Consider the following 20,071-nt stretch of genomic DNA (forward strand, 5'->3'; position numbering starts at 1 on the left):
GCGATGATGGACCTGTTCGGCGATCCCGCCCTCTGGCTGCCCTTCGTCTTTGCCGGCCTGATGGGCACCGCGATCCTGATCTATGTGATCCTGGACGGGTTCGACCTGGGCGTGGGGCTGCTGTTCCCCTTTGCCAGCCCGACCGAGCGCGACCGCATGGTCGCCTCGATCGGCCCCTTCTGGGACGCGAACGAGACCTGGCTGGTGCTGGCGATCGGCATCCTGCTGGTGGCGTTCCCGGTGGCGCATGGGGTGATCCTGACCGCGCTGTACCTGCCGGTGGCGGTGATGCTGGTCGGACTGATCCTGCGCGGCGTCGCGTTCGAATTCCGCGTCAAGGCCCCGACACGCCACCGCGGTGCCTGGAACAAGGCGTTCTTCGCCGGCAGCCTGGCCTCGACCCTGTCGCAGGGCTTCATGCTGGGCATGTACGTCACCGGGCTTCAGTTCACCTGGGCCAACATCGCCTTTGCCACGCTGACGGCGGTGTTCCTGACGGTGGGCTTCAGCTTCATCGGCGCGGTCTGGCTGATCGGCAAGGCCGATGGCGTGCTGCAGGCCAAGGCGATCCTCTGGGCGCGGCGCGGCATCTGGGGGCTGATCGCGGGCATCGTGGCCATCTCGGCGGCCTCGCCCCTGGTCAGCGCGCGGATCTGGGACAAGTGGTTCAGCTGGCCTGAAATCGCCTGGCTGGCACCGCTGCCCGTCCTGTCGGCGGTGCTGGTGCTGGCGCTGTGGCGGGTGCTGCACCGCCTGCCGCTGGATGGCGACCGGCTGGCTTGGGCGCCGTTCTGGATGGCGTCGGCGCTGTTCGTGATGGCATTCGGCGGGCTGGCCTATAGCTTTTATCCGTATGTGGTCCCCGAACAGATGACGATCTATGAATCGGCCGCGGCGCCCGAAAGCCTGATCATCATCCTGGTGGGCACGATGGTCGTGCTGCCCATCATCATCGCCTATTCGATCCTCGCCTATACGGTGTTCCGCGGCAAGGCGACCGAACTGACCTATTACTGAACGACAAAGGCGGGCCCCGCGGCCCGCCTTTCCACCATTGTCAGGGGCCGTCAGCTGCTGAACAGGAAATGCAGGACGTCGCCGTCCTTGACCTCATAGGTCTTGCCCTCGACGCGCAGCTTGCCCGCCTCGCGCGCCCCGGCCTCTCCCTTGCCCGCGACGTAATCGTCATAGGCGATGGTCTCGGACCGGATGAAGCCCTTTTCGAAATCGCCATGGATCACGCCGGCCGCCTGCGGGGCCAACGTGCCCTTGGTGATGGTCCAGGCGCGCGCCTCCTTGGGGCCCACGGTGAAATAGGTCTGCAGGCCCAGCAGGGTGTAGCCGGCGCGGATCAGGCGATCCAGGCCCGGCTCCTCCAGCCCCATCTCGCCCAGGAACATCTGGGCCTCCTCGGCGTCCAGCTGGCTGATCTCCTCCTCGATCCGGGCAGAGATCACGACATGGCCCGCGCCCTGCGTCTCGGCCATCTCGCGGACCTTCTCGGACAGGGCGTTGCCGTTGGCGGCATCGTCCTCGGCCACGTTGCAGACGAACAGCACGGGCTTGGCGGTCAGCAGCTGCAGCATGTCCCATGCGCGGCGGTCATCCTCCGACACGGTGATCGTGCGCGCGGGACGGCCCTCGTTCAGCGCGGCCAAGGCCTGCTGCAACAGGCGCTGCTGATCGGCCGCGTCCTTGTCGCCGCCCTTCAGCTTGCGCGCCAGGTTGGCCAGGCGGCGTTCGATGGATTCCATGTCGGAAATCATCAGCTCGGTCTCGATCACCTCGGCGTCGGCCAGCGGATCGACGCGACCCTCGACATGGGTGATGTCGCCGTCCTCGAAACAGCGCAGGACATGGGCGATGGCGTCAACCTCGCGGATGGTCGCCAGGAACTGGTTGCCCAAGCCCTCGCCCTTGGACGCACCCTTCACCAGACCGGCGATGTCTACGAAGGTGATGCGCGTCGGGATGATCTGCTTGCTGCCCGCGATGCTTGCCAGCGTATCCAGCCGCGCATCGGGAACCGCGACCTCGCCCACGTTGGGCTCGATGGTGCAGAACGGGAAATTCGCGGCCTGTGCGGCGGCGGTTTTCGTCAATGCGTTGAACAGCGTCGACTTGCCCACATTCGGCAAGCCCACGATCCCCATGCGAAAGCCCATGACAGCACCCTTTCCCGTCTGAATATCCCGCGCCTGTTACGCGCCCCGCGCGGCCAAGTCCAGCCTTGCCCCGGATTGCACCCACCCCCCATGCGCGCTAGGGATTGTGACAAGGAATGCAGGGACGGACATGACCAGAATCGACGACAGGTTTGCGGCACTCAAGGCCCAGGACAAGAAGGCCTTCGTGGCCTACATGATGGCATCCGACCCCGACGATGCCACCGCGTTGCAGATCATGCGCGGCCTGCCCGAAGCGGGCGTCGACATCATCGAACTGGGCATGCCCTTCACCGACCCGATGGCGGATGGCAGCACCATCCAGGCGGCGGGTCAGCGCGCCCTGGCCCAAGGCGGCAGCGTCAGCCGCACGCTGGACATCGTGCGGGAATTCCGGCGCGACGACACCACGACGCCCATCGTGCTAATGGGCTATTACAACCCGATCTACGCCCGCAAGGGCGGCGTGACCCAGTTCCTGACCGACGCGGTCGAGGCCGGGATCGACGGCCTGATCGTCGTCGACCTGCCCCCCGAGGAGGACGCCGAATTGTGCGTGCCCGCCACGGCCGCGGGGTTGAACTTCATCCGGCTGGCGACGCCCACGACCGATGACCGCCGCCTGCCCGCGGTGGTCAAGAACATCACCGGCTTCGTCTATTACGTCAGCGTCATGGGGATCACCGGCGCCGCCGCCGCCAATGCCGCCGACGTCGCCCCCGAGGTCGTGCGCATCCGCGCCGCCGCCGGCCTGCCGGTCGTGGTCGGTTTCGGCATCTCGACCCCCGAAGCGGCCGAGGCCATCGCGTCGGTCGCCGACGGCTGCGTGGTGGGCAGCGCGATCGTCAAGCAGATCGGCGAGGGTCGCCCCGTCCCCGAGATCCTGGCCTTCGTGGCCGATCTGGCCGCCGGCGCGCATCGCGGGTGAGCCTGACGTTCGATCACGTGGCCATCGCCGCCCGCACCCTGGACGAGGGCGCGGATTGGCTGGCAACCCACGGCCTGATCCTGGAACCCGGCGGTCGCCATCCCGGCATGGGCACGCACAATCGGCTGATGTCTCTTGGGCCGGGGGAATACCTGGAACTGATCGCGCCCGATCCGGAGGCCGATTTCCGCCCCTGCTGGTTCGGGCTGGACGGGTTCGACGGCCCGCCGCGCGTGGCGGGCTGGGTGATGCGCGCGACGCCGCTGATCGCACCCACGGGCACGCGCGTCGTGCAGGCCCGTCGCGGCGATCTGTCCTGGCGGATCACACTTCCGCTGGCGGGTCAGATGCCGCGCGACGGGGCTCAGCCGATGCTGATCGACTGGGGCGACGGGCCGCATCCGTCGGACCGCCTGCCCGACCGCGGAGTGCGCATGGCGCGGCTGACGCTGCCGCTGGACCGGCTTGACCTGGACGACCGCCGCCTGATGCTGACCGGGGCGGGCACGCCGATGTCCCTGACCCTGACCAGCCCCGACCGGGACATCACGCTGTGATGCTGCGCGACGCCACCGCGGACGATGTCGCGCAGATCGCGGCGATCTGGAACCCGATCATCCGCGACACCGTGGTGACCTTCTGGCCCACCGAACGGTCGGAGCCGGAGATCGCAGCCTTCATCGCCGACCGTCAGGCGGCGGGGCACGCATTCGTGGTGGCGCAGGATCACGACGGGGTCGCGGGCTTTGCCACCTATACCCAGTTCCGCGGCGGCCCGGGTTATGCGCACAGCATGGAACATTCCGTCCATGCCCATCCCGACCGGCGCGGCCAGGGTCTTGGCCGCCTGCTGGTCCGCGCCGTCGAAGACCATGCCCGCATCCGCGGCCATCGGCTGATGATCGGCGGCATCACGGGGTCGAACGCGGCCTCGATCGCGTTCCACACGGCCTTGGGCTATGCCGAATGGGGGCGCATTCCGGCAGCGGGATGGAAATTCGGGCAGTTTCACGACCTTGTGCTGATGGGGCGCGATCTTTCGGCCTAGGTTGCGGCGGGGGGCGGCAATGCGCCCCTATCGCTTGGCGGGTTTCGGCGCTAACCTTGTGGCATGGATTGCTGCACCACACCCGAGACTTGCACGGGCCCCTGCCCCGACCTGCCAAGGCCCCGCAGCTTCTGGCAGCGGATGGCCGATCGCATCACCGTGTTCCTGTGGACGAATCGTCCGGCCACGCCGCCGGAACGGTCGGTCGCCTTCACCATCGCGGTGATCGCGCTTGGCGCCAAGCTGGCCAAGGTCGACGGCACGGTCGAGCGGTCGGAGGTCGCCGCCTTTCGCCGCGTGTTCATCATCCCCCGGTCCGAGGAAAAGAACGCCGCCCGCGTCTTCGATCTGGCGCGCAAGGACGTCGCGGGCTTTGATGCCTGGGCGCACAAGATGGCGTCGATGTTCCAGCCCGGCGATCCGGTTCTGTTGGACGTCATGGAGGGGCTGTTCGTCATCGCGGTGGCAGACGGCGCGCTGCAGCCCGCCGAAATCATGTTCCTGGATGAGGTCGGGCGCATCTTCGGCCTGGCCCCAGCCCAGATCGCCGCGATCCGGCGGCGTCACGACAAGGGCGCCGGCTGCCCCCCGTGCGAGGTTCTGGGCGTCGCCCCGGACACCCCCCTGCCCGAGGTCAAGCGCCGCTGGCGCCAGCTTCTGCGCGAGAACCATCCCGACCACGCCATCGGCCGCGGCCTGCCCCCCGAGGCGATCCGCCTGGCCGAGGCCAAGACCCGCCGCCTGAACGAGGCTTGGGACAGCTATCGCAGCCTCTATCGCGGCAATCTGCAGGCGGGCGCGGCCTAAGCCTTGCGCGGCGGGCGGGCACTGCCCATCTCATGGCCCATGACACGCATGCTGACCCCCGCCGCCCTGTGCCTTGCCCTCCTGTCCGCCCCCGCCATCGCGCAGGAGGCGCCGGAGGAACCGGGCTTTCTTGAACGCGGCCTGGGCGCGATCATGGGACAGTTGTGGGGCGAAGAAGACCCCGACGCCGCATCGCCGCTGGCGCAGGACCTGGCCGGCGCGCTGCGCCAGATGGGCCCGGTGCTGCAGGATCTGGCGGCGCAGGTCGATGACATCCGCAACTATCAGGCGCCGGAACGGCTGCCCAACGGCGACATCCTGATCCGTCGCCGCGACGATGCGCCCGCGCCACCGCCCCTGGGCGAGACGCTGCGTCCCGACGAAGACCCCGCCACGGACCAGCCGCAGATCGCGCTTTAGCGGTTTGCGTCGCCGATCAGGGCGCGGTGGTCGCGGGCCTTGGCCACGACCTCCTCGAACCGGGTGATGCCCTTGGCCTCCAGCGCGGGGATCAGGGCCAGATAGGCTTGCGCCGTGGCGATCGTGTCGCCCATCGCGGTGTGGCGTGCATCCGGTGGAATGGTGATGCCAAGCCGTTCAGTCAATGCGTCCAGTGTATGGACCGCCGACTGACCCCAGACCATCGCTGACAGCAGCACCGTGTCCAGCACCCGGTTGTCGAACCGCGCACCGGTCTGCGCCTCGGCCCGTCGCAGAAAACCCATGTCGAAGGGCGCGTTATGCGCGATCAGGACGCTGTCGTCGCAGAAATGCCGGAATGCGGTCAGCGCGGCGGTCAGGTCTGGGGCATCGGCCACCATGGCGTCGGTGATGTGGTGGATCGCGGTCGAGGCCGGGGGAATGGGGCCGCCGGGGTTCACCAGCGTGTCGAACCGCTCTCCGGTCAGGCGGCCGCGGGCCAGGCGCAGGCCGGCGATCTGAACGATCCGGTCGCGATCCGTCAGGCCCGTCGTTTCGGTGTCGAAGACCACGCAGGTCAGGTCCGCCAGCCGCGACGACGCCGCGCCACGCGTCGCCAGCGCGAAATCATAGGTGACGCCCAAGCCGTCCGCGATGCCCTGCGCCAAGGCCAGCGGCATGACCAGCCGCGCCGAGCCGCCCTCTGTTTCCGGCCAGATGCCCGTGCCGTGGCGGGCCAGGATCTCTGCCCCCGTCAGGTCGGGCTGGCCGGGATCGGGGGTGGCGGTCAGCCAGCCCTCCAGCAGGTCGATGGGCACGGGCGTCCCGCGCCAATCCAACGTCAGGCGCATCTGGTCATCCGGGTCCGGATGCACCGACAGCACCGGCGCATGACCCAGGGCGCGCAGCCGTGCGTCCAGCATCAGCAGCAGCGCGTTCAGGCTGGCCGCCTGCGCGCGGAATGCAAGCCGGGGCAGGTCGACCGCGTCCAGACCCGCCGCCAGTTCCGTCAGCCCCGCCACGTCGCCGGGCGCATCGCTGGCCATGATCTGCGACAGGCGGCGGGTGGCTGTGGCCAGGCCCTGCCCCTCGGCCCGGATGGCCTGCGCCAGCGCGGGCGGGATCGGCCCGTCCAGCGCGTCCAGCATCGGGACCAGGGTCGAGGCGTGGCGGCGCAGCGCCTCCAGCGTGTCGCGGGGGGCCGGACGCTGGATCGCGCTGTCGCGCAGGATCAGCAGCAGCCCGTCCTCGATCGCGCGCAGGCGGCCCGACAGGCGCACCCCGCCCACGGTCAGGCAGGTCAGGTCCGTTGCAGCAGCCCCCGCCGCCAGCCGCATCTGCGCCGCCCGCAACGCGCCGGGCGTCAGGTGCCCGTCCAGCGCCCGGTCCAGCGCCAGCCCCGGCAGCAGCCGCGCGGCGCTGGCGTTGTAGAACACCACCCGCCCCCGCGCATCGGCCATGACGGCGCCCGCCCCGAAATCGGCCAGGATCGCCTCAAGGCTGGCCTTTTCGCGCAGGGTTTCGGCGGCATGATCCTCCAGCGCCTGCGCCAGCGCCTGATCGGACCGCTCCCGCGCCAGTGCCGCGTCGCGGGCGGCGGGGCCCAGATCGGCCAGATGGCGCGCCTGTTCCAGGTCGGGCACGCGCCCGGTCCGCAACGCCCCGGCCAGCGATTCCAGCGGGCGGGCCAGATGGCGGTCGAACAGGAACCACAGCGCGGTCATCAGGCCCAGCAGGCCAAAGCCCGCGATCATCGCGGCCTGGATCACCGCATCCTGACCGCCCTGCGTCAGCCGCCACAACGCCAGCCCGGACAGGGCCAGCGACGCGACCAGCGCAGCCAGAAACAGCAGCAGGATGCGGCGGCGCATCAGGACAGCAGGCGGGCCATCTCGGCCCGCAGTTCGGCCAATTCGAACGGCTTGGCGATGAAGCCGTCGGCGCCAAGCGCCAGCCCCTTGCGGCGTTCGACCACCGATCCGCGCGCGGTCATCATCAGCACCCGCACCCCGGCCAGGTCCGGGTCCGCGCGCACGTCCTGGACGATCTGATAGCCCGATACCTCGGGCAGCATCACGTCCAGCAGGACCAGATCGGGCCGCGTCTGGCGGATGCGGTCCACGGCGCCGCGGCCCGTGGCGATGCGGTCATGGCGGTGGCCGTCGCGGGTCAGCAGGAAATCCAGCGCGGTGGCGATGTTGTCCTCGTCCTCGATGACCAGGATGTCAGCCATTGGACCCTCCATTCGGGCAGACGGTTGCAAAGGCCGCGTCGTCGCCGGCGGGCATCCAGTCGGCACGGGCGGGACGGATGCGAACACCGGCACAGTCAAAGTCCTGCGGCACGATCACGGTCTGGCCGCGCCGTTCGATCAGCATGATCGGCGCGCGGCGGGTGCCATCCGCGCCTTGGGTGATCTGCGCGGGGTCGATGGCGGCAAAGCGGGTTTCCACCGGGACCAGATAGGTCCAGGGCGCCCAGGGCTGGCTGTCACGCCCCACGACCAGCACCTGCGACCCGGTGGGCAGGCTGGCCTGCGCGCGGTCGAACCACGCGTAATCGTTCCATACCGAATAGGCGACCATCGACAGCCCGATGCCCGCTGGCAGCAGCCAGGCTGCGGGCGACAGGCCCAGCTTGCGCGCCAGATGCATCCCGGCATACAGCACCGCCGCCGCCCCGATCGCCACGGCGATCACTCCGATCAGATCGCTTCCGATCCCTGTCATCCCAGCATCCCCTTGCCATGTCCCACCGCCGACTGCATCCCGCGCACGACGACAAAGGCGTCGCGCAAGTGGCTGCGTTCGAAATCCGACAGATCCGTCGGTGAGAGGTAATTGTCCGGCTTTCGCCCCGCCCTGACCAGATGCGCCTGATTTTCAAGCCGCACCGTCTGGATCATGTCATAGGCCGCGATCAGGTCGCGCCCCCCCGTGGCCGAGATCACGCCCCGCGCCTCGGCATCCTCCAGCCGGGCACGGGTGTTGACCGCCCCGATGCGCCCCTGCAGCGCATAGACGCGGGCAAGGTCGGCGACCGGAACCACGCCGTTGTGCTTCATGTCGATATGGTGGCGATGCTCTCCGTGACGGATCGTGGCAAAGCCGCCGATCAGGCCAAGCGGAGGCCGATGTTTCATTGAATTTCCAACCATATGCGCGATGAATATCGAATTTTTCGAAGCCGCGTCCAGGGTCCCGGCCTGCAGGTCGTTCAGCAGCGTGGCGTCGCCGCCGATAGCGCGCAGGTCGAACATCACCGATGCCAGCATCTGCGCCTCGGGGCTGGGATGGATGATCCAGTCGCGGAAATAGCCTTGCCAGACGTCCAGCGGCTGGCACCAGCGCGGGTTGGTGGCCATCATGTCGCCCGGACAATGAACATAGCCGCAGGCATTCAGCCCGTCGCTGACCCGCCGCGCCAACGCCGTGAACCACGGGTCGCGCGGATCGGCGCCAGGCGCCAGGATCAGGCAGTTGTCCTGATCGCTGACGCCGGTCTGTTCCTGGCGGCCCTGGCTGCCGCAGGCCGCCCAGCACCAGGCGGCGGGCGCGGGCCCCAGATCGGCGGCAGTCAAGTCCAGCAGGCGGCGCGTGACCGCGTCGGCGATGTCGGTGATCATGCGGGTGATGATCTCGTGCCGCTGCCGGGCCTGGACCAGTTGCGTCAGCAGTTCGGGAATATGCGCGGTGATGGCGGCCATCTGCGCGGTGTCGCGGGCCTTGGCGACCTGCCGGATCAGACCGGCGGCGGAAATCGCCTGAACCCGCGTCAGGTCGGTCTGGCTGATCATGCCGACAAAGCGGCCGTCATCCACCACCGGCAGGTGACCGATGCGGCGCTCCAGCATGATGTTCAGCACGTCATAGCCCAAGGCCGTGGGCGCCAGCGTCACCGGGTCGGGCGTCATCACGGCGCTGACCGGCTGGCGCATGTCGCGCCCCTCGGCCACGACGCGGTTCGACATGTCGCGGATGGTGACCAGGCCGATCAGGCGACCGCCCTGGGTGATGCCCAGGCTGCTGACGCGGGCGTCGCGCATCTGGCGCGCGGCCTCGATGATGGGGGTGTCGGGGGTGCAGCTGACCGGCTTGCCGGACAACAGTTCGCCGACCTTGAGCCGGGCCAGGTCGCCGCCGCGGTCGGAGGGTCCGCGACCCCGGTCAAAGAACCGGGCGACGGCGCGGTGATCGGCGATCAGGCGCGTCACCTCTGCCCGCGGCAGCATCAGGATCACCGCGGGCTGGTCCATGACGCGGGCCGAGGTCACTGCCACGCCGTCGCGCAGCAGCCCGCGTTCGCCGAACGAATTGCGCGGCCCCAGCTGGGATACGCTGTCGCCGTTGCGGTCGGTGACCGCGACGTGACCGCTTTCGATCAGGTACAGGCCCGGCAGGCGGTCGCCGAATTGATAGATCAGGTCGCCAGGGGCGAATGTCCTGCGGCTGAAGGAGGTGGCGACGCGCGCCAGCTCGTCCCGCTTCAGGCTGTCATAGGGATGCACGGTGGCGATGAAATCGACAATGCTGTCGGGCATCCGGGGTGACCTTGTGGGAAGGAAGGCGCCGCGCCCCCGGTCGGGGACGCGGCAGGATTGTCAGTGCGCGACCGCACCGCCCGCACCGCGCGGGACGCGGATCGATTCGACCAGCTCCTGCACATGGGCGGGGGGGCGCTGGCTGACGGCCGAGACGCCGAAGGCCACCGCAAAGTTGATCACCGCGCCGATGGTGCCGAAGGATGCCGGCGAGATGCCGAACAGCCATGCGTCGGGCGTGTCGGGGAACATGTTGGTGCCCGCGACGAAGAACCAGCCCTTGTAGGCGAAGATGTACAGGATCGTGGACAGCATGCCCGCGATCATGCCTGCAATCGCGCCTTCCTTGCCGACGCGCTTGGAGAAGATCCCCATCATCAGCACCGGGAAGATCGAGCTGGCGGCAAGGCCGAAGGCCAGCGCCACGGTCTGCGCCGCAAAGCCCGGCGGGTTCAGACCCAGCAGCGTCGCCACCAGGATGGACGCCGCCATCGAGACGCGGGCCGCCATCAGTTCGCCCTTTTCGCTGATGTTCGGGCGCAGCGTGCCCTTGATCAGGTCGTGGGACACGGCACCGGAAATCGCCAGCAGCAGACCCGCTGCGGTGGACAGGGCCGCGGCCAGGCCGCCGGCGGCGACGATGGCGATGACCCAACCCGGCAGGTTGGCGATTTCGGGGTTGGCCAGCACCATGATGTCGTTGTTCACGGTGGTCAGCTCGTTCCCGGCCCAGTTCTGCTCGACCGCCGGGGCGCCCGGCAGAGCCGCGTGGGTTTCGGCCAGACGTGCGTCATAGGCGGCCTGGGCCGTGTCGATCGCGGCCTGGTCGCCGCTGGTGCGGGCCGCGGCCAGCGCAGTCGCCTGAGCGGCGGCGCCATCGTTGTAGTACTGGATCAGGCCGTCGCCGTTCTTGTCTTCCCAGTTCAGCAGGCCGGTGGTCTGCCAGTTGCGCATCCAGGCCAGATCCTCGCTGGTCTCGATGTCCGCCAGAGAGACGGCGGGCTGGCTGAACGTCTCGCCCTGTTCGGCGCCCGGCCACATGGTTGCGGTCAGGTTGAAGCGTGCCATGGATCCGACTGCCGGGGCGACCGTGTACAGCAGTGCGATGAAGACCAGCGCCCAGCCCGCGGATTTACGCGCGTCCGAGACCTTGGGAACCGTGAAGAAACGGATGATGACGTGCGGCAGACCCGCGGTACCGATCATCAGCGCCATCGTGAACAGCACCATGTCCAGGGTCGAGTTGTGGTGTTCGGTATAGGCACGGAAGCCCAGATCGGTCACCAGACCGTCCAATTGCGCCAGGAACGCCACGCCCGATCCCTCATGCGTGCCGAACAGGCCAAGGGGCGGCAGGAAGTTGCCCGTCAGCTGCAGCGAGATGAACACCGCCGGGATGGTATAGGCGATGATCAGCACGACGTACTGTGCGACCTGCGTGTAGGTGATGCCCTTCATGCCGCCAAGAACGGCATAGCAGAACACCAGGCCCGCACCGATCCACAGGCCGGTCGCGTTCGACACCTCGAGATAGCGGGAGAAGGTGACGCCCACGCCGGTCATCTGGCCGATCACGTAGGTGATCGAGACGATCAGAAGGCAGATCACGCCGATGATGCGCGCGGTCGGCGAATAGAAGCGGTCGCCGATGAATTCCGGCACGGTGAACTTGCCGAATTTCCGCAGATAAGGCGCCAGCAGCAGCGCCAGCAGCACATAGCCACCCGTCCAGCCCATCAGGTAGGTCGAGTTGTCATAGCCCGTGAAGGCGATCAGACCCGCCATCGAGATGAAGGACGCCGCCGACATCCAGTCGGCCGCGGTCGCCATGCCGTTCATGACCGGACCCACGCCGCGGTTGGCAGCATAAAATTCGGCCGTGGATTTCGCCCGGCAATAAATGGCGATGCCGATATACAGCGCGAAGGACGCGGTGATGACCAGAAGGTTCAGGGTGAATTGGCTCATGGCTGGGTCCTCACTCGTCCACGCCGTGTTCGGCGTCCAGGCGGTTCATGCGCCAGGTGTAGAAGAAGATCAGCGCGATGAAGCACAGGATCGATCCCTGCTGCGCGAACCAGAAGCCCAGGTCCGTGCCGCCGACCGAGATGCCCGACAGCAGCGGCCGCAGGATGATCCCGAAGCCGTAGGACACCAACGCCCAGATCGCGAGGCAGATATAGATGATGCGTAGATTGGCCTGCCAATAGGCATTCGAGGATTGTCTGTCACTCATGTCCCTAGGTCCCTCCCTGTTCAGACATGTCTGTCACTCCGCCCTAGTGTTCTTCCAAGCCCGTCCCCGGCGATGGGCGCAGGCAGGTTTGCGGGGGCGCAAGGCCCCCGGCCGGTCGTCAGCCGCGGTTCATGCGGTTGGCGATCAGATCGTCCACGACCTCGGGTTCGGCCAGGGTCGACGTGTCGCCCAGGCTGCCGTGGTCGTTCTCCGCGATCTTGCGCAGGATACGGCGCATGATCTTGCCGGAACGTGTCTTGGGAAGGCCCGGCGCCCACTGGATCAGGTCCGGCTTGGCGATCGGGCCGATTTCGGTGCGGACCCATTTCTCCAGATCCGCGCGCAGCTCATCCGACGGGTCGACGCCGTTCATCAGGGTGACATAGGCATAGATGCCCTGCCCCTTCATGGCATGCGGATAACCCACGACCGCAGCCTCGGCGACCTTCTCATGGGCGACCAGCGCGGATTCGACCTCGGCGGTGCCCATGCGGTGGCCGCTGACGTTGATGACGTCGTCGACGCGGCCGGTGATCCAGTAATACCCGTCCTCGTCCCGGCGGCAGCCGTCGCCGGTGAAATAGTACCCCGGATACTGCTGGAAATACGCCTCCTCGAAGCGGGCGTGATCGCCCCACAGGGTCCGCATCTGGCCGGGCCAGCTGTCGCCGATGCACAGCACGCCCTCGGCCGGGTCGCCCTGCTGCACCTCGGCGGTGGCGGCGTCCAGGATCACCGGGACCACGCCGAAGAAAGGCACGGTGGCCGATCCGGGCTTGGTCTCGATCGCGCCGGGCAGCGGCGTGATCAGGTGACCGCCGGTCTCCGTCTGCCACCATGTGTCGACGATGGGGCAGCGGCCCTTGCCGACATGTTCGTCGTACCAGTTCCAGGCCTCGGGGTTGATCGGCTCGCCCACGGTGCCCAGGATGCGCAGCGACGACAGGTCATGCGCCGCAACCGGTTCCGGGCCCTTGGCCATCAGCGCGCGGATGGCGGTGGGAGCGGTATAGAACTGGGTCACCTTGTGCTTGGCACAGACCTCCCAGAAGCGTCCGGCATCGGGCCAGGTCGGCACGCCCTCGAACATCACGGTCGTCGCGCCATTGGCCAGCGGGCCATAGACGATATAGCTGTGGCCGGTGACCCAGCCCACATCCGCCGTGCACCAGAAGACGTCGCCGTCCTGATAGTCGAACGTGTACTGATGCGTCATCGCCGCATAGACCAGATAGCCGCCAGTCGTGTGCACCACGCCCTTGGGCTTGCCGGTGGACCCGGAGGTGTACAGGATGAACAGCGGATCCTCGGCTCCCATCGGACGGGGCGGACAGTCGGGGGCGACCTGTTCCATCTGCGCCTTGACGTCGATGTCGCGGCCGTCGACCCAAGTGGTCTGATCGCCGGTATGCTTGACCACCAGGCAGCGCACCTTGTCGGAACAGTGCAGCAGCGCGGCGTCGGCGTTGGATTTCAGGTTGGTGCGCCGGCCGCCCCGCGGGGCGGTGTCGGCGGTGACCAGCACCTTTGCCCCGCAATCGTTGATCCGGTTGGCCAGCGCATCCGGCGAAAACCCTGCGAAGACGATCGAATGGATCGCCCCGATCCGCGCGCAGGCCAGCATGGCATAGGCGGCCTCGGGGATCATCGGCAGATAGATCACCACGCGGTCGCCGCGCATCACGCCCTGGCTCAGCAGGACATTGGCGAAACGGTTCACCTTTTCGGACAGCTGGGCATAGGTGATGTGCTGGGCCGGGGTCTGCGGATCGTCGGGTTCAAAGATGATCGCGGTCTGGTCGGCGCGGGTCGGCAGATGGCGGTCGATGCAGTTGACGGACGCGTTCAGCACCCCGTCCTCGAACCACTTGATGCTGACCTGACCCAGGGTGAAGTCGGTATCCTTGACCTTGGTATAGGGCGTCATCCAGTCCAAGCGCTGCCCCTCGCGGGACCAGAAGCCCTGCGGGTCGCGGATCGATTCGTCGTACAGGCGCGTGTAATCCTCGGGCCCGGCATGAGCGTTTTCCAGACCCGCCGGAATGGCGTGTTTGCGAATGTTTTCAGCGGTCATGACTTTCCCCCTCGTCGTCGCCATGCTGCAGCCCGGCCGCGACGACCCCTGACAGGGCGTGGGCGCAACGCTGCGTCGCACCATGTTAATCACAAATGACGCAACAAGTTAACTTGTTTTTTATAAAGGAAAATTTTGTAAACGAATTGACTTTTATCGGGGATAAAATGTCAACGCTTCACAAAGCTGCGCCGTCGGCGGCAATCGCCACGCTGCCCTGCAGCCCCGCCCGCAGCGCAGGTCTGGCATGGACCGCCATCACGGTGGTGCCCCGCGGGGCCAGGCGATCCGACAGGTCCCGGATCATCTGCGCGCCGCTGCGGTCGATCAAGGTCACCTGCGACATGTCCAGCAGCAGCAGACGGGGATGCGCATCGATGCGCGCCAGCGCCCCTTCGATCCGCGCGACGGACCCGAAGAAGACCGGCCCGGACAGGTGGATCACCATCCGGTCCGACGGGCCGTCGGGGTCCGTCACCGGGGCGTGGGCCGTTCCCGCGCGCGACATGCGCGCGATGAACAGCATCGCGGTCAGCGCCATGCCGATCAGGATGCCGATGGTCAGATCGTGCAGAACCACGCCCAGGAAGGTCGCGGCCATCACGCCGGCCTCGGCCCGGTCCATGCGGGTCAGGCTGATCATGGCGTGCCATTCTATCATCTTCCAGCTGACGATCATCAGCAGCCCGGCCAGACCGGCCAACGGAATGGCCCCGACCAGCGGCGCCGCGACGATCAAAAAGCCCAGCAACAGGGCAGCATGGATCATCCCCGACGCCGGGCCGCGGCTGCCGGCCTTCACGTTGGTCGCCGTGCGCGCGATGGTGCCGGTGACGCAGAACCCGCCGAACAGCCCCGCGCCGATATTGGCAAGCCCCTGCCCGATCAGTTCGTCATCGGGGCGCATGCGGGTACCGGCCATCTGGTCCGCGACCATCGCCGACAGCAGGGATTCGATTGCCCCCAGCAGGGTAAAGGCCACCGCGAAAGGCAGCGCCGCCTGCACCGCCGCCCAATCCAACACAGGCAGCACTGGCATGGGCAGGCCGGCGGGCAACGCGCCAAACCGGTCAAAGACCGATGGCGCGTCCAGCACCTGCGCCGCCAGCGTCGCCGCCACGATGCCCAGCAGCAATGCGGGCAGGCGCGGGGCCAGCCGCTGCACGGCGACGATCACCACCACCGTCAACAGCGCGACGCCCGCGACCTGCGGGCTGAGGGTCGCGCGCGCCTGCCACAGGGACAACAGCTTTGGCAAAAGGGCCGCAGGCTCTGGCGCGGACAGGGTCAGGCCCAGCAGGTCGCGCAACTGGCTGGCGGCGATGATGACGGCGATCCCGGCGGTGAACCCCAGGATCACCGGATAGGGCACCAGCCGGATCGTCCCGCCAAGGCGCAGCAGACCAAGGGCCGCCAGCATCACGCCCGACAACATCGTGGCCAGGATCAGCCCGTCGATGCCGATGGCCGCGACGCAGCCCGCGACCAGCACGATGAACGCGCCGGCCGGGCCACCGATCTGGTGGCGGGTGCCGCCCATGGCGCTGACCAGAAAACCGCCCACGATGGCCGTGACCAGCCCGCGATCGGGTCCGACCCCACTGGCAATGGCGATGGCAAGCGACAGCGGCAGCGCCACGATGGCCACCGTAAGTCCAGCCTGCAGGTCCCTGAGATCGAACGAAAGATCAAGAAAGGCGGGGCGATAGCCCATGGACCCTCCCTGCGTGGCCGGGGCCGAGGGTGCGCCCGCACCCCGGCCCCTGTCAACACCGCTATTGCGGGCGGTCCATCCGCGCATAGATACAGACCCGACCGCGCAGGGGCTGTGCCCAGGTCAGCCGGATCTGGCGTCGCGACGCCCCGGATTCCGGGACGACCGTTGGACTTGCATCGACGCGGGCGCCGGTGGTCGATTGCAGCGCAACCTCGGTCACGACGGACTGGACGGACCGCGCCCAGCCCTGGAACGGCAGGCCTGTCAGCACCGGGGTGGTCCAGGTCGCCGTGGTGGTGTTTTGCGTCAGTTGGATCATCAGCGGGTTCGACACATAGGTGTTGATGCCGTTGAAGGTGTTCGCCTCGAACTGCAGGTTGCGCATGTTGGTATAGTTCAGGTCCGCGATCGAAGTGTCGACCCGGTCGATCCGTTCGACATTGCCGAACAGCGCCTTGAAAACGTTGCCCACGACGTTCAGTCCCTGGATGAAATGGCCCGAGCCATAAGGCTTGACCGTGATCCAGGTGAACCACGCGGCGGTGTTCGAACACAGGAAGGTGTTGCCCGTCAGGGTCAGCCCGCCAAAGCTGAATTCCGACCCGGTGAAGTTGGGGATGGCGCTGTGTTCGTTCGTCCACTCGATCGAGGCGTTGTCTACATAGTTGCCCGACACCGTCGTCTGCACGTTGGGTTGGGTCAGCACCAGGCCCGCATAGCGCAGCCCCTGCCCCGACCCGTCGCCCTGGAACCAGTGGTTGCCGCTGATGATGTGGCCGCCGCCGTTCGCGACCATGAAATGGGCAAAGCGCACGAAGCGGTTGTTGCGGATCTTGATGTCGTTCGCATTCACGTTGATCGCGACCGTCGTGCGCTGCTGCGCCGGCAGGTCGATGTCGTTCGAGATGAACTGGCAGTTGTCGACCAGCAAGTCTTGGCACCCGCGCCCGATCGAGGTGATCGCCCGGTCCATCGGCCGCGTGAAATAGCAGTCCGAGAACTGGATCATCTCTCCCTGCGGGGGCAGCATCACGCCACTGGAGATGCGGTCGCAGCCGAAATCGACCTTGGAGAAGTTCAGCCGGCTGAGTTCCCGCACGCCCGAAAAGTCGAACAGATAGCGATAGCGTTCGAAACTGTAGAGCCGCGTGCCAGCACCGCCGTACAGGGGCTGCGACAGGGTCAGCGTGCCTTGGGCCACGTTCCTGGCGTTGACATAGACCTCGCGGCCCACGCCGCTGCCGATGATGCGGCTGCCGACTTCGATGGCGGCGACGTTGGCGACGTTGGTCAGCAGATAGGGCTGGGCGGGGTTGTAGGTGCCGGGGCTGGTCGCGCGGCCGGTCTGCCATGCCGGACCGGGCTTCGCTTGGATGGAGCCGTTCTGGATCACCCGGCGGTTCGCGAACCCCTCCAGCGTGGGGGCCAGATCGGCCAGCATCAGCGGCTCGTCCAGGTCGACCCGGCGCCCGCCGAGGTCCAGCGAGATGTGGTCTGTATAGCCCAGCAGCGCCTGCAGCGCCTTCTTCATGCCAAGCGTTTCGTCGCCGAAGGCGTCCGCATAGGTCGGGAAATCAAAGCTGCGCAGCAGCGAGACGCGCGTCGCGGGCGGGGTGGTGATGCGGCCCTTGAACCGGATGCGGCTGTTGATCGACAGATCGCCCGAAATGAAGAATGTCCCGGCGGGCACCACGATGGCCCCGCCCGCCGCGGCCTGATCCGCGGCCAGGAACGCGGCGCGGTCGTTCGTGACGCCGTCGCCCACCGCGCCGAAATCGCGCACGTCGACCCAGTCCAGCAGCGACGGGACAAAGGCCGCGGTGATGTCGTCGATGCGGATCGATTCGACCCGGAACGCCCCGCCATTGGCGCCCACCAGGTCCAGACCGAAATGCCCGTAGACCGCGCGCGTGCCCCAAGGCATGTCCACGCCCGGACGGTTGCCGACGCCGACGATGGCGCTGACCTCGACCACCTCGCCATAGTTGCGCAGCGCGACCGTGGTGCCGTTGGTGACCAACCCCGTGACGGCGTTGCGCGACCCGTCGCCCGCCCAGCCCGCGATGCGCACGCTGGCCAGCGGGCCCGCCACGATCTTGACCCGCGCCGACACGCGCAGATAGACGCCGGGGATCATCGGCGTCTCTCCCATGAAGCGCAGGCTGGTGGTGGTCTGCTGCTTGACGACCTCGAAGCAGGGGCCGAAATCCTGATCGGCGGGGACGATGCCGGCATTGCCCGCGTCTCCCCAGGTCGGACTGCCCGAGGTGCCATCGCTGCGCGACCAGACGCCAAGGCCCGCCCTGAAGGCGGGTGGCGTCAGCAAAAGCCCGTTGGTGATCGCAATGTTCATCGACTATCCCTTCCGTATCGGCATGGCGGCCGGGTCCGGGAAGACCCGCCGTGATGCGGACAGGAATAGTTGATGAAAGGTTAACGGGGCCTGAAGACAGCGCGCGCTGCAACGGCGCGCGCCGCAACATCGAGGGTCGCGCGCGCGGCAGCCCTCAGCCCTGGTTGAACACCAGCTTGCCGTCCAGCGCGTCCAGGATCAGGCCGCGCGTCTCATCGACCCCGTAAAGCGCGATGAAGCCGCCAAAGCGCGGACCCTGATCGGCACCCAGCAGCACCTGATACAGCGCCGCGAACCAGTCGCGCAGCGGCTCGAACCCGTGTTCCTTGCCGACGGCAAAGACCATGGATTGCAGCGTCTCGGGGTCGGCGGGCTGGTCCCATGCGGCCAGCCGGTCGGCCAGGTCCTGCATCGCCGCGCGTTCGACATCCGTGGGCGCGCGGAACTGACGCGAGGGGGCCACGAAATCGGTGAAATAGCGCAGCGCAAAGCCCGCCGCCTGATCCAGGCCGGGATGCGTCTCGGGGCTGGCCTCAGGCGCATAGCGCCGGATGAAGCCCCACAGCCCGTCCTTGTCCGCGCGCCCGCGACGGAGGCCAGGTTCAAGAGCATCTGGAACGGGATCGCCATGTCGGAGGCGGGAACGTCGCCGCCATGAATGTGCCAGACCGGGTTCGCCAGCTTCTGTTCCGGCGTCTGGTCGGGATAGGCGCGCAGCTGCTGGTGGTATTCGTCCACCGCCTTGGGGATCACGTCCAGATGCATCCGCTTGGCCGTCTTGGGCTTGAGATACATGAAATAGGACAGGCTTTCCGTGGACGCATAGGTCAGCCAGTCGTCGATCGACAGTCCGTTGCCCTTGGATTTGCTGATCTTCTGGCCGTCCTGATCCAGGAACAGCTCATAGGTGAAATGCTCCGGTTTGCGGCCACCCAGGATCTCGCAGATCTTGTCATAGATCGGCGTGTTGGTGCTGTGGTCCTTGCCGTACATCTCGAAGTCGACGTCCAGCGCGGCCCAACGGGCGCCGAAATCGGGCTTCCACTGCAGCTTCACGTTGCCGCCGGTGACCGGCAGGGTGATCTCCTCGCCGTCCTCGTCAAAGGTGATGGTCCCGGCATTGGGATCGACGTGCTTGATCGGCACATACAGTACGCGGCCGGTCTTGGGGCTGATGGGCAGGAAGCAGGAATAGGTCTGCTGACGCTCTTCGCGCAGGGACGCCAGCATCACGGCCATGATCTCGTCATAACGTTCGGCAGCGCGCAGCAGCACGGCGTCGAACTGCCCGGACTTGTAGAATTCGGTCGCGCTGACGAATTCGTAATCGAAGCCGAACGTGTCCAGAAAGCGGCGCAGCATGGCGTTGTTGTGGTCGCCAAAGCTGTCGAACTCACCGAACGGATCGGGGACCGAGGTCAGCGGCAACTGCAGATGCTCCTTGAGCATCTGCTGATCAGGGACGTTCTCGGGGACCTTGCGCATGCCGTCCAGGTCGTCGGAAAAGCAGATCAGCCGCGTCGGCAGGTCGCTGATCTCCTGGAATGCGCGACGGATCATCGTCGTGCGCGCCACCTCTCCGAAGGTACCGATATGGGGCAGGCCAGAGGGGCCATAGCCGGTCTCGAACAGGACATAGCCCTTTTCGGGGGGCTGCTTTTCGTACCGTTTCAGCACCCGGCGCGCTTCTTCGAACGGCCAGGCCTTCGATTGCATTGCGGCGTCGCGCAGGGTTGTCATGGTCGGATCTCCTGTTGAGGTCCGGAACGCTTATTGAAAGCGT

Annotated in this window: 16 protein-coding genes and 1 pseudogene; 6 read left to right on the plus strand and 11 right to left on the minus strand. The window is 67.3% G+C overall.

Going from position 1 to position 20,071, the window contains the following annotated elements; genetic code table 11:
* Positions 1–3: 3 nt before the first annotated feature.
* A complete protein-coding gene (locus TY51_RS00120) occupies positions 4–1,017 on the plus strand; it encodes a cytochrome d ubiquinol oxidase subunit II (protein WP_307533598.1) in 1,014 nt (337 codons plus the stop codon).
* A 50-nt stretch (positions 1,018–1,067) separates the two neighbouring features.
* On the opposite strand, the gene ychF is transcribed toward TY51_RS00120, so the two are convergent.
* Complete coding sequence (gene ychF / locus TY51_RS00125; RefSeq protein WP_042244380.1) at positions 1,068–2,165, minus strand: redox-regulated ATPase YchF; 1,098 nt, start codon at positions 2,163–2,165, stop codon at positions 1,068–1,070.
* Positions 2,166–2,295: 130 nt separating this feature from the next.
* Between ychF and trpA the strand changes: the two genes are divergently transcribed.
* The 5 genes from trpA (at position 2,296) to TY51_RS00150 (ending at position 5,368) form a co-directional block, all read left to right on the plus strand.
* Complete coding sequence (gene trpA / locus TY51_RS00130) at positions 2,296–3,093, plus strand: tryptophan synthase subunit alpha (protein ID WP_042244382.1); 798 nt, start codon at positions 2,296–2,298, stop codon at positions 3,091–3,093.
* Positions 3,090–3,650 carry a VOC family protein gene (locus TY51_RS00135; protein ID WP_042244385.1) on the plus strand — a complete coding sequence of 187 codons (561 nt, stop codon included), beginning with the start codon at positions 3,090–3,092 and terminating at the stop codon, positions 3,648–3,650. Before trpA ends, TY51_RS00135 begins: the two co-directional genes overlap by 4 nt.
* Complete coding sequence (locus tag TY51_RS00140) at positions 3,650–4,141, plus strand: GNAT family N-acetyltransferase (RefSeq protein ID WP_042244386.1); 492 nt, start codon at positions 3,650–3,652, stop codon at positions 4,139–4,141. Before TY51_RS00135 ends, TY51_RS00140 begins: the two co-directional genes overlap by 1 nt.
* 141 nt (positions 4,142–4,282) lie before the next feature.
* A complete protein-coding gene (locus TY51_RS00145; RefSeq protein ID WP_042244388.1) occupies positions 4,283–4,948 on the plus strand; it encodes a molecular chaperone DjiA in 666 nt (221 codons plus the stop codon).
* 48 nt (positions 4,949–4,996) lie between these two features.
* Positions 4,997–5,368 (plus strand): hypothetical protein, encoded by a 372-nt coding sequence (locus TY51_RS00150; protein WP_052649615.1) that lies wholly within the window; start codon positions 4,997–4,999, stop codon positions 5,366–5,368.
* On the opposite strand, the gene TY51_RS00155 is transcribed toward TY51_RS00150, so the two are convergent.
* The 10 genes and pseudogenes from TY51_RS00155 to TY51_RS00200 form a co-directional block, all read right to left on the minus strand.
* Positions 5,365–7,239: a 3'-5' exonuclease gene (locus TY51_RS00155; protein ID WP_042244392.1), complete on the minus strand. Its 1,875-nt coding sequence runs from the start codon at positions 7,237–7,239 to the stop codon at positions 5,365–5,367. The two genes, TY51_RS00150 and TY51_RS00155, sit on opposite strands and share 4 nt — an antisense overlap.
* Positions 7,239–7,601, minus strand: coding sequence for a response regulator transcription factor (locus TY51_RS00160; protein ID WP_042244394.1), 363 nt, complete (start codon positions 7,599–7,601; stop codon positions 7,239–7,241). Before TY51_RS00160 ends, TY51_RS00155 begins: the two co-directional genes overlap by 1 nt.
* A complete protein-coding gene (locus TY51_RS00165) occupies positions 7,594–8,097 on the minus strand; it encodes a hypothetical protein (protein ID WP_042244396.1) in 504 nt (167 codons plus the stop codon). The genes TY51_RS00160 and TY51_RS00165 overlap by 8 nt, the downstream gene beginning before the upstream one ends.
* The gene (locus TY51_RS00170; protein WP_042244398.1) at positions 8,094–9,908 is read right to left on the minus strand and encodes a DUF294 nucleotidyltransferase-like domain-containing protein; all 1,815 of its coding nucleotides are present in this window, start codon (positions 9,906–9,908) and stop codon (positions 8,094–8,096) included. The genes TY51_RS00165 and TY51_RS00170 overlap by 4 nt, the downstream gene beginning before the upstream one ends.
* A gap of 60 nt (positions 9,909–9,968) precedes the next feature.
* Complete coding sequence (locus tag TY51_RS00175) at positions 9,969–11,876, minus strand: sodium:solute symporter family protein (RefSeq protein ID WP_042244400.1); 1,908 nt, start codon at positions 11,874–11,876, stop codon at positions 9,969–9,971.
* Between the two features lie 10 nt (positions 11,877–11,886).
* The gene (locus TY51_RS00180; protein ID WP_042244402.1) at positions 11,887–12,144 is read right to left on the minus strand and encodes a DUF4212 domain-containing protein; all 258 of its coding nucleotides are present in this window, start codon (positions 12,142–12,144) and stop codon (positions 11,887–11,889) included.
* Positions 12,145–12,262: 118 nt separating this feature from the next.
* The gene (gene acs, locus TY51_RS00185) at positions 12,263–14,218 is read right to left on the minus strand and encodes an acetate--CoA ligase (RefSeq protein WP_042244403.1); all 1,956 of its coding nucleotides are present in this window, start codon (positions 14,216–14,218) and stop codon (positions 12,263–12,265) included.
* Between the two features lie 178 nt (positions 14,219–14,396).
* On the minus strand, positions 14,397–15,932 hold the full coding sequence (locus TY51_RS00190) for a SulP family inorganic anion transporter (protein WP_042244404.1): 1,536 nt from the start codon (positions 15,930–15,932) through the stop codon (positions 14,397–14,399).
* Between the two features lie 61 nt (positions 15,933–15,993).
* Positions 15,994–18,288 (minus strand): glycosyl hydrolase family 28-related protein, encoded by a 2,295-nt coding sequence (locus tag TY51_RS00195; RefSeq protein ID WP_042244406.1) that lies wholly within the window; start codon positions 18,286–18,288, stop codon positions 15,994–15,996.
* 154 nt (positions 18,289–18,442) lie between these two features.
* Positions 18,443–20,028, minus strand: a pseudogene (locus TY51_RS00200) (lysine--tRNA ligase).
* Between the last annotated feature and the right edge of the window lie 43 nt (positions 20,029–20,071).

It is taken from the genome of Paracoccus sp. PAMC 22219 (assembly GCF_000787695.1).
Lineage (GTDB): Bacteria > Pseudomonadota > Alphaproteobacteria > Rhodobacterales > Rhodobacteraceae > Paracoccus.

What these genes read in the sequence shown, in the direction of transcription:
- TY51_RS00175 (WP_042244400.1), bottom strand. Translation starts at nt 11,876, where the DNA reads ATGAGCCAATTCACCCTGAACCTTCTGGTCATCACCGCGTCCTTCGCG.
- TY51_RS00190 (WP_042244404.1), bottom strand. Translation starts at nt 15,932, where the DNA reads ATGGGCTATCGCCCCGCCTTTCTTGATCTTTCGTTCGATCTCAGGGAC.
- TY51_RS00160 (WP_042244394.1), bottom strand. Translation starts at nt 7,601, where the DNA reads ATGGCTGACATCCTGGTCATCGAGGACGAGGACAACATCGCCACCGCG.
- acs (WP_042244403.1), bottom strand. Translation starts at nt 14,218, where the DNA reads ATGACCGCTGAAAACATTCGCAAACACGCCATTCCGGCGGGTCTGGAA.
- TY51_RS00180 (WP_042244402.1), bottom strand. Translation starts at nt 12,144, where the DNA reads ATGAGTGACAGACAATCCTCGAATGCCTATTGGCAGGCCAATCTACGC.
- TY51_RS00145 (WP_042244388.1), top strand. Translation starts at nt 4,283, where the DNA reads ATGGCCGATCGCATCACCGTGTTCCTGTGGACGAATCGTCCGGCCACG.
- TY51_RS00120 (WP_307533598.1), top strand. Translation starts at nt 4, where the DNA reads ATGATGGACCTGTTCGGCGATCCCGCCCTCTGGCTGCCCTTCGTCTTT.
- TY51_RS00195 (WP_042244406.1), bottom strand. Translation starts at nt 18,288, where the DNA reads ATGAACATTGCGATCACCAACGGGCTTTTGCTGACGCCACCCGCCTTC.
- TY51_RS00150 (WP_052649615.1), top strand. Translation starts at nt 4,997, where the DNA reads ATGCTGACCCCCGCCGCCCTGTGCCTTGCCCTCCTGTCCGCCCCCGCC.
- TY51_RS00170 (WP_042244398.1), bottom strand. Translation starts at nt 9,908, where the DNA reads ATGCCCGACAGCATTGTCGATTTCATCGCCACCGTGCATCCCTATGAC.
- ychF (WP_042244380.1), bottom strand. Translation starts at nt 2,165, where the DNA reads ATGGGCTTTCGCATGGGGATCGTGGGCTTGCCGAATGTGGGCAAGTCG.
- trpA (WP_042244382.1), top strand. Translation starts at nt 2,296, where the DNA reads ATGACCAGAATCGACGACAGGTTTGCGGCACTCAAGGCCCAGGACAAG.
- TY51_RS00165 (WP_042244396.1), bottom strand. Translation starts at nt 8,097, where the DNA reads ATGACAGGGATCGGAAGCGATCTGATCGGAGTGATCGCCGTGGCGATC.
- TY51_RS00155 (WP_042244392.1), bottom strand. Translation starts at nt 7,239, where the DNA reads ATGCGCCGCCGCATCCTGCTGCTGTTTCTGGCTGCGCTGGTCGCGTCG.
- TY51_RS00140 (WP_042244386.1), top strand. Translation starts at nt 3,650, where the DNA reads ATGCTGCGCGACGCCACCGCGGACGATGTCGCGCAGATCGCGGCGATC.